General features: G+C 37.9%; 13 protein-coding genes. 2 read left to right on the forward strand and 11 right to left on the reverse strand.

The genetic code is table 11. From position 1 onward, the window contains the following. Positions 1–103: 103 nt before the first annotated feature. Positions 104–1,078, reverse strand: a complete 975-nt coding sequence (locus J7K05_01790; protein ID MCD6194908.1) for a hypothetical protein — start codon at positions 1,076–1,078, stop codon at positions 104–106. A 175-nt stretch (positions 1,079–1,253) separates the two neighbouring features. Here J7K05_01790 and J7K05_01795 point away from each other — a divergent pair, with 175 nt between their 5' ends. Further along, complete coding sequence (locus J7K05_01795) at positions 1,254–2,216, forward strand: DNA recombination protein RmuC (protein ID MCD6194909.1); 963 nt, start codon at positions 1,254–1,256, stop codon at positions 2,214–2,216. Positions 2,217–2,507: 291 nt separating this feature from the next. On the opposite strand, the gene J7K05_01800 is transcribed toward J7K05_01795, so the two are convergent. The 4 genes from J7K05_01800 to nrdR are packed head-to-tail and all read right to left on the reverse strand — an operon-like array spanning position 2,508 to position 8,742. Continuing rightward, positions 2,508–5,399 carry an ATP-dependent helicase gene (locus tag J7K05_01800; GenBank protein ID MCD6194910.1) on the reverse strand — a complete coding sequence of 964 codons (2,892 nt, stop codon included), beginning with the start codon at positions 5,397–5,399 and terminating at the stop codon, positions 2,508–2,510. 52 nt (positions 5,400–5,451) lie between these two features. Continuing rightward, positions 5,452–5,964 carry a cob(I)yrinic acid a,c-diamide adenosyltransferase gene (locus J7K05_01805; GenBank protein MCD6194911.1) on the reverse strand — a complete coding sequence of 171 codons (513 nt, stop codon included), beginning with the start codon at positions 5,962–5,964 and terminating at the stop codon, positions 5,452–5,454. Between the two features lies 1 nt (position 5,965). After that, complete coding sequence (locus J7K05_01810) at positions 5,966–8,248, reverse strand: vitamin B12-dependent ribonucleotide reductase (GenBank protein ID MCD6194912.1); 2,283 nt, start codon at positions 8,246–8,248, stop codon at positions 5,966–5,968. A 32-nt stretch (positions 8,249–8,280) separates the two neighbouring features. Further along, positions 8,281–8,742, reverse strand: coding sequence for a transcriptional repressor NrdR (gene nrdR / locus J7K05_01815; protein ID MCD6194913.1), 462 nt, complete (start codon positions 8,740–8,742; stop codon positions 8,281–8,283). A 263-nt stretch (positions 8,743–9,005) separates the two neighbouring features. Here nrdR and ftsZ point away from each other — a divergent pair, with 263 nt between their 5' ends. Next, positions 9,006–10,205 carry a cell division protein FtsZ gene (ftsZ, locus tag J7K05_01820; protein ID MCD6194914.1) on the forward strand — a complete coding sequence of 400 codons (1,200 nt, stop codon included), beginning with the start codon at positions 9,006–9,008 and terminating at the stop codon, positions 10,203–10,205. Between the two features lie 31 nt (positions 10,206–10,236). Here ftsZ and ftsA read toward each other — a convergent pair whose 3' ends face one another. From ftsA to J7K05_01850, 6 genes are all read right to left on the reverse strand, one after another. Next, positions 10,237–11,472, reverse strand: a complete 1,236-nt coding sequence (ftsA, locus tag J7K05_01825) for a cell division protein FtsA (GenBank protein MCD6194915.1) — start codon at positions 11,470–11,472, stop codon at positions 10,237–10,239. A 27-nt stretch (positions 11,473–11,499) separates the two neighbouring features. After that, positions 11,500–11,874, reverse strand: a complete 375-nt coding sequence (locus tag J7K05_01830) for a diacylglycerol kinase family protein (GenBank protein MCD6194916.1) — start codon at positions 11,872–11,874, stop codon at positions 11,500–11,502. Continuing rightward, on the reverse strand, positions 11,844–12,269 hold the full coding sequence (ybeY, locus tag J7K05_01835; protein ID MCD6194917.1) for an rRNA maturation RNase YbeY: 426 nt from the start codon (positions 12,267–12,269) through the stop codon (positions 11,844–11,846). Before ybeY ends, J7K05_01830 begins: the two co-directional genes overlap by 31 nt. Continuing rightward, entirely contained in the window at positions 12,266–12,706 is a 441-nt protein-coding gene (locus J7K05_01840; protein MCD6194918.1) for a GatB/YqeY domain-containing protein, read from the reverse strand. The genes ybeY and J7K05_01840 overlap by 4 nt, the downstream gene beginning before the upstream one ends. 8 nt (positions 12,707–12,714) lie before the next feature. Continuing rightward, on the reverse strand, positions 12,715–12,912 hold the full coding sequence (locus tag J7K05_01845; protein MCD6194919.1) for a hypothetical protein: 198 nt from the start codon (positions 12,910–12,912) through the stop codon (positions 12,715–12,717). A 100-nt stretch (positions 12,913–13,012) separates the two neighbouring features. Further along, entirely contained in the window at positions 13,013–13,345 is a 333-nt protein-coding gene (locus J7K05_01850; GenBank protein ID MCD6194920.1) for an HIT domain-containing protein, read from the reverse strand. Positions 13,346–13,759: the final 414 nt, after the last annotated feature.

Below are 13,759 nucleotides of genomic sequence, written 5' to 3' on the forward strand. Positions count from 1 at the left end.
CCCTCAGACAGACCATCTACCGCAAGAAGCGGCAGATGGTCTGCATTCGCCGCTGTTAGTGAGATAGCGGCAAAGAGAAAAAACCAAGAGAGCTTTTTGGCTCTCATTGTTTCACCTCCAACACTCTGATGCGAAGCTCACTTTGGAGCTCCCCGACTCTCACTACGAGTCGGTGGTCTCCGATCTCGAGCTCCGGGAGCTTTATTATCAGTGGTGGAGATGCCTCAGCGTACTGCCGAGAAAGCATCTCCCCGCTTGGTCGGATCCAAATGATTTCTGTTGGTCCGGCTGGGCACATAACTTTGAGCGTTAAAGCTCCGGGTTTTACCCAGAGCTCTGCGCCTTCGATTTCCTCCCCTGCCCAGAAAAATCTGATCGGGGAGGAGATTTCTATACTAGTGGCTCCGCCGCCTTCAGGCGGCTGGGCAGGAGACTGGATAGGTGTCTCCTGGACTTCAGCCGCCGGCGCCGGAGCCTCAGCTTCTGCGGCAGTAGCCGCTGGAGTTGGCTCTGGAATCAAGGTTGGAGTCGCAATCATCACCCAGCCATTCTGGTAGAAAAATACGGCTGGGTTCTCATCTAGACCCAGATCACGGCAGTAAACCGTGATTGAGCCTTGAATCCTCCCGCTCTTTCGCCAGTTAATGCGAAAGAGGAGGAGGTTGACTCCCTCTGAGTTAAATCTTCCCCTTACCTCTATCCGGAGCAGGTTTGCTCCAAGAGAGAAAGCAGTGGAAGGGATCTCTGCCTCCCACTGCCTGCGGGCTTCATCATAGCCCGCCTCGATCTCCATTTCCCCCACGTAGAAGGTGACCCTTCGTACGTGGGGAAGATTTGTGGCGGCGACGAGCCTGTACGAAATATCGGCCCGCCGTAAGCCAACAATAGACACAGGCGTGTCTGAAGAAAGACACGCCACTGGGACCCCGCCTATTTCGGCGGTGATCCCGACCCAGATGCTTGGTGGCATCTGGGCTTTCTCCTCAGTCCATCCCACGCCGGGGATGAACTGAGCCTGAGCTTCTGCTGAAAGAACTAGCAGGAGCACAGTGAAAACAATAAGGACGGATTTTCTCATTTATCCGCCCTCCTTTCTTTCTGGTTTTTAATGAACTTTGAGAACACTTTTAAAGTGTCACAAAAATATAATAAAGTCAAATTTATATTTTTTAGCGAGCACTAATTTTAATTTTATTGTTTAGTAAAGTTTAAATTCTTTCCTTTTATTATTCTTTTTGTTATAATAAAAACATATGAGTTGGCAGATTTATCTTTTGTTTGCTGTAGTTTTAGCTTTAGTGTTAGTTGTTCTTTATCTTTTGCAAAAACAAAAGGAAGATTTAGAGCGTTTTAAAAAGGATATTTTAGAAAGTCAGTCTTTTGAGTTAATGAACCAACGTTTAGAAGGTCTGCAGACGCGTCTTGACGGAATGACAAATGTTTTAGGTCAGCGTTTAGACGGAGTGGCTTCTTTGTTTGGCAAGATGAATAAGGAAATTGGCCGCCTACAAGATGTTTCTACTTCTATAAAAGATTTACAGGAGTTTTTAAAATCCCCCAAACTTAGGGGAAATGTGGGCGAACAGATTTTAAGGGATCTTTTAGAAGAGGTTTTACCTAAAAGCGCTTTTCGTTTCCAGCATAAGTTCAAAGAAGGCCAAGTTGTAGATGCAGTTATTAAGACCTCCAAAGGGCTTATCCCTATTGATTCTAAATTCCCTATGGAGGTTTTTAGAGCCTACTTTAAAGCAGAAAACCCAAAAGAAAAAGAGCAAGCACACCGTATTTTTCGCCGCGCCTTAAAAAAACATATTTCCGAGATAGCGAAAAAGTATATTTTAACTCGTGAAGGCACCCTTAATTTTGCTGTAATGTATATTCCTTCTGAATCTGTTTATTATCAGGTAGTTAGCCAAGACCAAGATTTGATAGAGTATGGGCATAAAAGCAGAGTATTTTTAGTTTCTCCTAATAGTTTTTACTATTTTTTAAAGCTGGTTTTAACTGGTTTGGAGACCCACAAAATTGATAAAATTGCCCAAAGTATTATGGCTGTTTTTGAAGAGGTAAAGGTTGATTCAGAAAAATTAGGGCAACAGCTTTCAGTTTTAGCCCGTCATATACGTAATGCCTATGTTTCAGTTAGTGCAGTTGAAAAACAGCACGAAAAGATAGATGATAAGCTCAAACAAGCAAAACAAAAGGATATTTTATAATTCTTTGCGCGACCACTAAAACTAATTTATCTTTTCTTGACAGATACTCTTTTTTGCGCTATACTACAGGGACTTTAGATTAAGTTAGAAACTTTAAATTGAGTTTTAAAAATTCAGCCCGCTGGGGAAAGGGGGCGCGGAGATTTTTTAAAAATGCTATACAGCTTAAATCTCCATTAACCGCCAAGCCCTTTCTCCGGCAAGCTGAGTTTTTAAACCCCTTGACTTGGCCGACCAGTTGGTTTTGCCCCTCCTTTGCCAATTGGTCGGTCAAACCAAGGGGTTTTTGTTTTAACGATAGGCAAAAGGGCAGGTTTCTCTAAAAGCACAGTACTGACAGTTGAAGCTAGAAGGGTTTGGTTCAAAATTCTTTTTTTCTATGCCTTCGGAAACTTCTTTTATCTTTTTTTCCAGAGAAGGAAAATAGGTTTGGCGGGGCGTTATCTCTGCCCATTTATTAGCTGTTAAAAAAACAAGCCCAATGGATTCTGGCATTTTTTTATTAATTTTATAGTACGCCCAAGCATAGAGTTTTAATTGAAAGCTGTCTCTGACCCTTTGTTTCACTACTTCTTGGGTTAAATAAGAAGAGGTTTTAAAATCAATAATACGCACACCTTTTTTGCCTGGTATCACAAGATCAAATTTTCCCCTGATAACATCTTTACCAAAAGGCAAAGAAAAAGGTTCTTCAGTGCTAATGGGGTTTATCTTAGCAAAGGGGCTGTTAATGAAATTTTTTAAAGATTTTTCGCCTTCGCGGAATGCTTCCCTTTCGTGTTTTTTGTGTAGATAGCCTTCTTTTTGCCATTTTTCAGAAAATATCTCCAGTAAACTTTCAAGATTAAGTTTCTTTCCCCGTATTAAGTGTTTATAGTATTCGTTAATAGTGTTATGTATTGAGGCGCCAAAAGCTACTGGATAAGATTGCATTACTGGAACCCTGAGAATGCGGGCAAATTTGTATTTCAGGGGGCAGGTAAGGTAGTCATCTAAAGAATAAGCGCTTAGGCTTAGGGGTGGTTTTTTGTTTGCCAGCAGAGTTTTGTCTTTTGTAGTTTCAGAGGCAAAAAGTTCAATTTGCTGGAATTTGTTAAGGCGGAGTTTTTCTGTGTTGGCTATTGTTTTTCTGCCCAAAGCTTCGTAAAGAAATGGGGAAGGTTTTTTAAGTCTTTTGCCCCCATAATCTAAAGCATAGCTTAAAAAGAGCTGTTTTTTAGCGCGGGTAATGCCTACATAGAAGAGGCGCCTTTCTTCTTGGAGATGGTGATCACCTTCAGGCAGTATTTCGTGGATAAAATCAAGAGGGATTTCAACTGTTTCTGTTTTTTCTCTGGTTGGTAAATAGTCTGAAGTGAGGGCTGGTAAAAAAACTACAGCAAACTCTAATCCTTTGGCAGCATGAAAAGTTAAAATTTTGACTGCCTCTAAATCTGGGTCAATATCCTCTATATCAGGGGAAGAGTGAATTTTTAGAAGATCGTCTAAATACTCTGCCAGATGCCAGATTGAAGGGTTTTGTGTTGCTTTTTCAAACTCAAAGATAATTTGGTTGAAAAAATCAGCGATGTTTTTAAGTTTTATTTCAGATTTTAAGTTTTGGGTCTGATTAAGTTTTTTAAGCAGTTTTTTCTTTTTTAAAAATTCATAGAGAATTTGGCCAGCAGTCATTTTTTTGCCCAGTTGCCGAAAATCAGAGATGTTTTTGGCTAATGTTTCTATTTTTTCTATAGTTTCTTTAGTAAGTTGGAGATAGTTTTGAAAAGAGCTAATTTTGGTAAAGGTCCTAAAAACAGAAAGGTTTTGGCGTCTAATAAGGTCAAATATTTCTGCTAATTCATTAAGATCAACGCTGTAAGCCTCTGATTGGGCAAGGTTATAGTAAGCAAGCCAGTCATTATTAGAGGCAAGAGTCTTGATAAAGCTGATAAGCATAGAGATTTCCGGCTGAAAATAGATTCCGCTTTCTCCTGAAAAAATATAAGGGACTCCGTTTTTGTTAAAGGCCTTTATATAGTGTTGAGCCAAATGGTTGCTTCTTACAAGCACAGCGATTTCTTTAAGGGGTGTTCCTTTTTTTTGTGATTCTTTAATTTTTTGAACAATAAAATCAGCTTCAGCTTGGGAATGCTCAAAGTGATTAAAATGGATTGCGTTTTTAAAACCAAATTCAGCAATGAGGCGCTTATTGATTTTTGCTTTTACTTCTAATCTGTCAGGGTTATTGTGCTGTATGGTTTTGTAGGCTAAATCTAAAATTTCTTGGGCAGAGCGGTAGTTTTGGGAGAGGACTATTTTTTTGGCTTTAGGAAAATCTTTTTGAAAATTAATAATATTTGAAAGCGCTGCTCCTCTCCACCTAAAGATTGACTGGTCATCATCGCCAACCACAGTAATATTTTTATTTGCATTTACTAAAAGTTTTAGTATTTCATTTTGGAGATAGTTTGTATCTTGGAATTCATCTACCAAGATGTATTGAAACTGCTGTTGAAACTTTTTTCTAATATCAGGGTGTTCTTTGAGAAGTTTATAAGAGAGAAAAATAAGATCAGCAAAATCAAGGGCATTTTCTTGGCGCAAAAGCTCATTGTATTTTTTATAGGCTTTGGCTGCTTCCAGATGTTTTTTAAGTTTATGTTTTTCTGCTTCGGTTTTAGCTTTTTTCGCTTTGTTTTTTGCCCACTTTATATATCGTTTGGGATCAATATTCTCTTCTTTCAGGCGGGAAAAAAGTGTGGCTAATTGGTAGATGTGACTTGAGGGGTTAGTCACAGGTCTGAGGACTTTTAAAGGCAGTTCGTAAATATGTTCTCTAAGAAACATTAGTTGTTGTATTTTATCTAGCAGTTTGTAATCTGAGGAGATACCCAAAAGGGAAGAGTATTCCTTAAGGAGTCTTTCGCCAAAAGAGTGAAAGGTCATTACCCAAAGGTTGTAAGTGCCATAAGGGAGCAGGATATCCACTCTGGTTTCCATTTCTTCGGCTGCTTTTTCAGTAAAGGTAAGGGCTAAGATTTCTTCTGGTTTAGCCAACTTGTTTTTTATCAAATAAGCAATCCGTTGGGTAATAACTTTAGTTTTACCTGTACCAGCGCCGGCAATAATCAAAAGTGGTCCCTTTTTGTGAGTTACAGCTTGCTTTTGTTGGGTGTTTAAGCCATAAAGGAGTTTTTCTTTCATTGGGTTTATTTTAAAGGTTTAGGTTGAGAGAGGGCAAGGGCAGGTTTATAGTTTAAAATTCAATCCCCTTTTCTGCTTTGCCACCACAACGAAAAATGTGTTTTATGTCTTTTATTTCTGAAATAGTATCAGCACTTTTCTTAAGCCAGTCAGGGGCGTAGCGACCGGTAAAAACCAAATTAGCAGTACTGAAGGTTATAAAATTTTTTACTTCTTGCTTGGAAATCAATTTTCCTGCCAAAACAAGGTTTATTTCGTCAAGAACCAAAATGTCTACTTTGCTACCTAATTTTTTAGTTCTCTCCCAACCTTTATTTATCTCTTTTTTTAATGACACTGGTATTTTTTTGGGATCGAAAAACTCTTTAATGCCAAAAAGATAAAGTTTAACCCCTAATTTCTGCAGTATCCTGTCTTCGCCTGAAGGTCTTTTTTTTAAGAATTTAACTATTGCTGCTTTTTGGCGGTTGCCAATAGACCTAATAATTAATCCAATTGCTGAAGTGGTTTTTCCTTTACCTTTACCGGTTATTACCAGTACCCGTTTTTTCTTGTTTTTTGGCATATTAGCCGGAGCATTTAGAAAAACCGCATATCGGACACTTGAAGCACCCTTCTTGAAAAACTAGGGTGTGTCCGCATTCAGGGCAGATAGGCGCTTCTCCTATATCAGCCAAAGAAGGCTGTTTTGTTTCTGGATTCTCTTTTTTAACCAAGGCTGGAGAGTTTTTCGCCTCTTTTTTATTTTCAAAGTCTAAAGTAAGTGTTTGCTGTTTTTGGCTAAGGTGTCTTTTTAAAACATTAGCAATAGCGTCAGGTAAAGAAAGAATTAGCCCATTTTCTGTCCAAGCTGGGGAAGGGTCTCTTATGCCTTCAAGCTGTTCGACAACTTCTTTTATTCCTATTCCAGAACGAAGAGCCAAGGAGATGAGTCTGGATATTGCCTCAGTGTTGGCGTGGAAAAAACCTCCTGCTTTACCAATTTGGGTAAAGACCTCAAAGGGCTGTCCTTTTTTGTCTTCATTAATAGTAATATACATATTTCCATAAGAAGTTTTAACCTTATAGGTATAGCCTTGCATAATCTCTGGTCTTTCCTTTGGGCTTAGAGCAGGTAGTGAAGTTGTTTTTTGCTCTTCTTCCTTTTTTTTGCCAAAATCAATAACTTGTTCTTCGCGACTGCCATCGCGATAAACGGTAATGCCCTTTAAATTTAGTTTCCACGCTAAGAAATATGCCTTTTCAATGTCTTTTTGGCTGGCTTCGTTGGGAAAGTTGATTGTCTTTGAGACAGCATTGTCCACATACTTTTGAAAAGCAGCTTGCATTTTTACATGCCACTCTGGTTCTATTTCTCTGGAAGTGGCAAAGATAGTTTTGATTTTTTTAGGCACACCTTTTATACCATTAAGCATTCCTGTTTCAGATATTTTTTCCATTATTTTTTTAGAGTAAAAACCCTCTTTCTTGGCTATTTTTTCAAAAAGAGGGTTAATTTCTAAAAGCTTTTTGTTATCAAGTACGTTTTTGACATAAACAATGGCAAATAAAGGTTCGATGCCTGAAGAGGTGCCGGCGATCATAGAGATAGTGCCAGTAGGAGCAATTGTGGTTAGGGTGGCATTGCGCAGAGGTTTCTCTCTCCTTTGGTAGTAAATGCTTTTTTTGAAATTAGGGAAAGCACCCCTTTGTTTAGCTAACTTTTGCGATGCTTCTTTGGCTTTGCTTTGGATAAACTTCATTACTTTTTCACCTATTTTTAGGGCTTTGGTTGAATTATAAGGAACTCCGAGTTTTATCAACATATCAGCAAACCCCATTACTCCGAGACCGATCTTTCTGTTGGCTTTTGTTTGTTTTTCTATCTCTGGCAAGGGGAATTTGTTCATATCAATAACATTGTCCAAAAATCTTACTGCTACCCTGACTACATATTCTAATCGTTGCCAATCGATTTTTCCTTTTTTGACAAATTTGGAAAGATTAATCGAGCCGAGATTACAGCTCTCATACGGCAGAAGTGGTTGTTCGCCACAGGGGTTTGTGGATTCAATTTTTCCTATCTGAGGCGTTGGGTTTTTGGCATTGATTTTGTCAATAAAGACTACTCCCGGTTCCCCGTTTTTCCAAGCGCCATAAACTATTTTTTTAAATACTTTGCGAGCATTAAGTTTTTTAACTATTTTTTGGGTGCGAGGATCAATGAGGGCATATTTTTTGCTCTTTTCCACTTTTTCCATAAAATCATCAGTCACCGCTACAGAGATGTTAAAGTTGTTGAGAGATTGGTTCTCTTTTTTACATTCAATAAATTTCAGAATATTAGGGTGGTCGATTCTTAAGATCCCCATATTAGCACCACGTCTAGTTCCCCCTTGTTTTATTTCTTCAGTAGTAGCATTGTACATCCGCATAAAAGAAACTGGACCTGAGGCTACTCCGCCAGAGGAAGCGACCGGTGAACCTTCGGGTCGTAAACGTGAAAAGCTGAACCCCGTTCCTCCTCCAGATTTATGGATTAAAACCGCATGCTTCAGTGTCTCCATAATTGAATGCATATCATCTTCAATAGGTAGAACAAAACAGGCAGCTAACTGGCCCAATACTGTGCCTGCGCCAGTAAAAGTTGGTGAGTTGGGCAAAAACTCTAACTTAGAGAGCACCTCGGCAAAAGCTTTTTTAACTTTTTCTTTAAACCTTGCTGAGCTTTTATAGTTATCTTCTGCTTTAGCTATATGGGAGACTACGCGGTAGAACATCTCTTCAGGAGTTTCTATTGCTTCCTGTTTTTCGTTTTTGCGCAGATAGCGGTTTTTTAAAATAATTTTTGCATTTTCTTTAAGTTTCAGATTTTTGCGGATGATTTCCATTACTTCTGGGTCTAATTTCTCTGACATTTTTGTTGTTTTAGTTTTTTAATTTCTTTTTCAAATGTTTTGAGGCTGCCAAAGCCTCTGTAAACTGAAGCAAAGCGCAGATAAGCTATTTGGTCGAGACAACGGAGGTGCTCAATAATAATTTTGCCTATTTCTCGTGAGGAAATTACTTTTTCGTTTTTTTGTTTAATCTCGTCTTTAATTTTTTCTATCAAATCTTGGAACTCTTCCTCGGATACTGGTCGTTTAGTCAGAGCTTTGCGCAATCCCCTTTCTAGTTTAGATTGAGAGAATCTCTCTTTTTGCCCGTTTCTTTTTTCAACCATAATTTTCAAAGGAGCTACTTTTTCATAGGTGGTAAATCGATATTTGCATTTCAGACACTCTCTTCGGCGTCGCACTATGTAAAGACCCTGATCCCGGGTTTCTAAAACTTGGGTTTCGCTGCCGCAGCGAAGACATTTCATCTTTATCCCCACTTTTTCAGTTTCTAAATCATTTTAACTTTTTTATTAAAGCTAAAATAGACTATATTTGTGGATAACTTTATTTAAAAAAACTAAATATAAGATTTGAATCTTGTTTAAAAAACTCACCACTATATTATTAACATTTTCTTGATTGTCTTGGATTTTATTAATAGTTATCATCAAGCTTTGTTTTTGCTTTTTGAAATCTTTCTTGACACTACTAATTTTTAGCTCTAAACTTAAATTAACTTTTGGTTTTTATGAGTGATTCAGATACAAAACAAAACTTTGACTTTCCTAAGGGCCAAGAGAACGAACCTATTAATGTGGCTCGTATTAAAGTTGTGGGTGTTGGCGGAGGCGGTAATTCCGCTATTACTAGAATGGTTAATGCCCGCATAAAGGGAGTTGAGTTTGTGGCTATAAATACTGATCTACAAGCGCTTTCTACCTGTGCTGCTTCTGTTAAAGTCCAAGTTGGAAAAGAAACTACTGGTGGTTTAGGTTCTGGTGCTGATCCAGAGATCGGCCGCAAGTCTATAGAAGAAAACAAAGAAGAGGTTTATGAGGTTTTAAAGAACTCAGATATGGTTTTTGTGACCGCTGGCATGGGCGGTGGTACGGGTTCTGGCGCAGGGCCAGTAGTAGCAGCTATTGCTCGGGAGTTAGGAGCTTTGACAGTCGGTGTAGTAACTAAGCCTTTTGCTTTTGAAGGGGCAAGAAGACGGGAGGTGGCTGAGAAGGCGGTTGAAGAGCTGAAAGAAAATGTTGATACCCTTATAGTTATTCCTAATGATAAACTTCTTCAGGTAATTGATAAAAAAACTACCCTTTTAGATGCTTTTTCAGTTGTTGATGATGTTTTACGTCAAGGTATTCAAGGCATTTCAGACCTAATTGTTATTCCCGGAATTATTAATGTTGATTTTGCTGATGTAAAGACAATTATGCAGGATGCTGGTTCAGCGCTAATGGGTATCGGCAGAGCTAAAGGAGAAAATAGGGCTATTGAGGCGGCCCGCGCTGCTATTGACTCTCCTCTACTCGATCTCTCCATTGAGGGTGCTAAAGGAATTCTTTTTAATATCACTGGCGGGCCTGATATGTCGATGTATGAGATTGATGAGGCAGCAAAAACTATTACTGAAGCTGCTCATCCTGATGCTAATATTATTTTTGGGGCTATGATAGATGAAGCAATGCAGGGTGAAATAAAGATAACGGTCATTGCTACTGGTTTTGGTGATGGTCGTCCCCGCAAAAAAGAAGAAGAAGCAAAAGAAGGTTTTACTCTTACCTCTTTAGCTGAGATTTCAGAAACAGAGGAAGAAAAAGAGGAGAAAAAACCTTCGCCTTTAATTAAAAAACCAGAGTTAATACAAGAAAAAGAAGAGGATAGTTCAGATAAAGAAAGCGATGATATTGAGGTTCCAGCTTTTATTAGAAGGAAATTGAAATAATAGCTAAGTTTTTTCTTTTTTTAGATATTTTTTAGGGCCTTAGTGTTTTAAATAGTTCTTTTATCTTTTCTCCTATATTGCCAAAAAGTTTAAACCCTTCTGCGGAGTGGGCAGAAGGATGATGCTTAGCCCAGAAAAGAAGGCTTAGGGCGGCGGCAAAAGCAGGATCTTCCACTTTGTCGGTTAGTCCTCCTATCATCATTTGGCATTTTCCTAAAGTAGAAGGAAGTTTTAAGACCTCTTTAGAGAGTTCGGTTAGTCCTTTGAGCTGAGAGGTGCCGCCAGTAAAAACTGCTCCAGCTGGCAGTTTGGCATCTTTTTTAATTCTTTTTAGCTCTTTACGTACAGCTTCTAATATCTCACTTAATCTGGCTTTTATAATTTCAGCTAAAAACTTTTTGTTGGTGTCTGTTTTTTCTTCTGGATCAATTTGGGAAAGATCTACTGTTTGGGTTTCAGAAATCTCTTCTGGCAAGGCAGATCCATACTTGATTTTCACCTGTTCAGCAATCTCTAAAGATGTTTTAAGGCCAATAGCAATGTCATTGGTTATCAAATTACCTCCCATTGGGATAACTGCTGAATGAATTATGGTGCCTTCTTCATAGACTACTAATTGCGTAGTGGCCGCGCCGATATCTATCAAGACTACCCCGATTTCCCTTTGTTTAGAATCTAAAAAAACTTCACTTTCCGCTAAGGCTGAAAAGACCGGCTCTTTGATACTAAGACCTGTTTGAAAGACGCTTTTTTCCAGATTTCTCAAGGCAGGGGTAGCGGCAGTAATAATGTGGGTCTCTGCTTCCAGTCTTATGCCTGTCATCCCTACCGGATCCTTAATACCTCCTTGTCCGTCTAAGGTAAAGGTTTGGGGGATCACATGGAGTATTTCGCGATTAGTAGGTTGGGCAATAGCTTGAGCTGCCTCAATAACTCTATCTCTATCCTCAGGGGTTATCTCTCCATCAGATCTGGAGACAGCAATTACACCCTTAGAGGTTTGTGATTCAATATGGGCTCCGCCAATAGCTAAAAAAACACTATCAGTTTTAATGCCTGACATTCTTTCTGCTTGTTCTAAAGCTTCGGATATAGAGGAGATGGTGGCTTCTAAATCAACTACCACACCTTTTCTTAAAGAGTGGACTGGAGCATAACCAATACCAACAACATCAATTTGGGCAGTATCAGGTGAAGTTTTACCAATTAGGGTTGCAACCTTGCTTGTGCCTACATCTAAAGTTGTAATAACATCTCGCTTATCCATTGTTTTTATGTTAACAGAAAAAAGGAACTAAATTAAGGTTAGAATTTTGGGGATAAAGATTATGCTTCCTCCTATCAGGGAGACTATAGAAGCAACCAGAACAACACCGGCAAATAGATCTTTGATAAAACGCACTTTACCGTTGTGTTCTTTACAGACTAAATCCAAAATTTTTTCTATAGCGGTATTTATCATTTCTGTAATAATAACTACCCCGATAATTAATGTTAAAAATAGCCACTCCGAAAGAGAAACTTTGAGGACAAAAGCTAAAATTATTGCCAATAGCGCAAACAAAGAGTGAATCTTTAAATTTCGTTCACTTTGCCAACCTTCACTTACTCCCCGAAAAGCGCAAGCAAAGCTTTTTTTTAATGAAGGCTTTTCTTCAACTTTTCCCATAAACCATTGTATTTTTCCATCTCTCTATGGGAGAGTCCCAAGAGATGTAATAATCCGTGCCAAAGATAAAAATAAATTTTCCTTGAATGTGAGTTAGTTTTTGGAAAGGAAAGAAAAATATCACCCAAAACTATTCTTTCATTTATTTTTTTCTTTTTCAAAGGTTCGTCTTGTGGAAAGCTCAAAACCGTTTTAGTGCAGGGTTTTTTTCTGAATTTTTTATTTAAATAGGTAATTTCTTTTTCATTAACAAAAAAAACACTCAAATAGACTGCTTTTGCTTCGGGCAAAAAATAGAAAAGGATTTTTTTTATCAGTATTCTTATTTTTTTCCTATCAATTTTTTTAGGAGCATTGATAAGATCTAAATAGATTTTTGCAGTTTGCCTTTTCACTTTAAACCTAATTTCTGTTTGACAATCGCCGCCACTTCTGAGCCGTCAGCTTTGCCTTTGAGCTGCGGCATTACCTTGCTCATCACCTTGCCAAAATCACTTGCTTGAGCATTGAGTTCTTGAATAGTTTTTTCTACAATTTCTGCTATTTTTTCTACTGACATTTTTTCAGGAAGGAATTGATTAAGGATGCTTATTTCCTTTTCTTCTTTTTCTGCTAATTCTGGACGTTTGCCTTTTTTATAAAGTTCAATTGACTCTTTCCTTTTTTTTATTTCTTTAAGAATAATTTCGCCAATTTCGGTGTCGTCAAGTTCACCGCCTTTATCAATTTCAGCGTTTTTAAGAGCTGAAAGGGTTTGACGCAAAGTTAAAACTGCTATTTGATCTTTAGATTTTAAGGCTTTTTTAAGCGCTTCTTGGATTTTTTCTTTCATTTTTCTTTTTAGTAGCCGCGAAGTTCTTTTTGTCGTTCTTGTTGGAGTCTTAATCGGCGTAAAGTATTTTCTTTGCGAGCTCTTTTATTAGGTTCTTTCTGGCGGAACATTCTTTCTTTTGCCAAAGTCAAAACCCCCTCTTCTTGGATGGAACGAAGAAAGCGGCGTAAAAGCTGCTCTGAATTTTCTTGGCTGTTCTTTTTCACTTTGTTTTGTTTTTAGTTGTTTGCCAGAGAAATTATAAAAAAAACTTTTTTAAAAAGCAAGTCTTTGTTTGGTTTATTGGTATGGAGTTTCTGAATGTAGTTAAGGGGTGTGTTTGACTTTCTCCTCGCCTAGTATATGGAGATGGAGATGGGGGATGATTTGGCCTCCATCTTTGCCGGTATTGATTACTATTTTAAACCCTGAGTCAGCAATGTTTGTTTTTTTAACAATAGTTTTGATAGCAGCAAAGAGTTTTTTGATTAGTTCAATATCTGATTCGTTGAGAGAAGCAACGTGTTTTTTAGGAACTACTAATATGTGTATTTTAGCTTTAGGGTTAATGTCGTCAAAAGCAATAATCTCTTTGTCTTCATAGCGTATTTTAGCTGGGATTTTATGCTTGCCTATTTGGCAAAAAATGCATTCTTTCATAAGGTTTATTATTTTTTCTTATGGTAGCAATTTTTTCTCATTTTTCCAATTATTGTTGTTTTATTTTTGTGCCAATAGTTTGAGTAGTTTTAAAATCCCCACTTTTTTATCAAACCGTATTTTTAGTTCTAAATTAGTTTGTTTGGTTCCCAAATACACCTAATTTTTATTTTTCTTTTTAAATACTTTTAATCAGCAATAAGCAGGCAAAATTTGATATTTATCTTATTCCCCACTTTCTATTGACATATTAATAATTGTTTGTTAACTTGATTATTGTGCCCTATGGCACTTTTTTATTTTGGCTCAATTGAGCCTAAAACAAACAAAAAGGAATATTGGTTTACTTCTGCCGTTTTAGTGCTTTTGGCAGGGTTTTTTAGTTTAGGAATTACTTTTGCGCCCAAAAATATA

Source organism: bacterium (assembly GCA_021157605.1).
Taxonomy (GTDB): domain Bacteria; phylum Patescibacteriota; class UBA1384; order JAGGWG01; family JAGGWG01; genus JAGGWG01.

Excerpts from the sequence above, each read along its gene's own strand:
- J7K05_01790 (MCD6194908.1), bottom strand. The coding sequence starts at position 1,078 with ATGAGAAAATCCGTCCTTATTGTTTTCACTGTGCTCCTGCTAGTTCTT.
- J7K05_01795 (MCD6194909.1), top strand. The coding sequence starts at position 1,254 with ATGAGTTGGCAGATTTATCTTTTGTTTGCTGTAGTTTTAGCTTTAGTG.
- J7K05_01800 (MCD6194910.1), bottom strand. The coding sequence starts at position 5,399 with ATGAAAGAAAAACTCCTTTATGGCTTAAACACCCAACAAAAGCAAGCT.
- J7K05_01805 (MCD6194911.1), bottom strand. The coding sequence starts at position 5,964 with ATGCCAAAAAACAAGAAAAAACGGGTACTGGTAATAACCGGTAAAGGT.
- nrdR (MCD6194913.1), bottom strand. The coding sequence starts at position 8,742 with ATGAAATGTCTTCGCTGCGGCAGCGAAACCCAAGTTTTAGAAACCCGG.
- ftsZ (MCD6194914.1), top strand. The coding sequence starts at position 9,006 with ATGAGTGATTCAGATACAAAACAAAACTTTGACTTTCCTAAGGGCCAA.
- ftsA (MCD6194915.1), bottom strand. The coding sequence starts at position 11,472 with ATGGATAAGCGAGATGTTATTACAACTTTAGATGTAGGCACAAGCAAG.
- J7K05_01830 (MCD6194916.1), bottom strand. The coding sequence starts at position 11,874 with ATGGGAAAAGTTGAAGAAAAGCCTTCATTAAAAAAAAGCTTTGCTTGC.
- J7K05_01840 (MCD6194918.1), bottom strand. The coding sequence starts at position 12,706 with ATGAAAGAAAAAATCCAAGAAGCGCTTAAAAAAGCCTTAAAATCTAAA.
- J7K05_01850 (MCD6194920.1), bottom strand. The coding sequence starts at position 13,345 with ATGAAAGAATGCATTTTTTGCCAAATAGGCAAGCATAAAATCCCAGCT.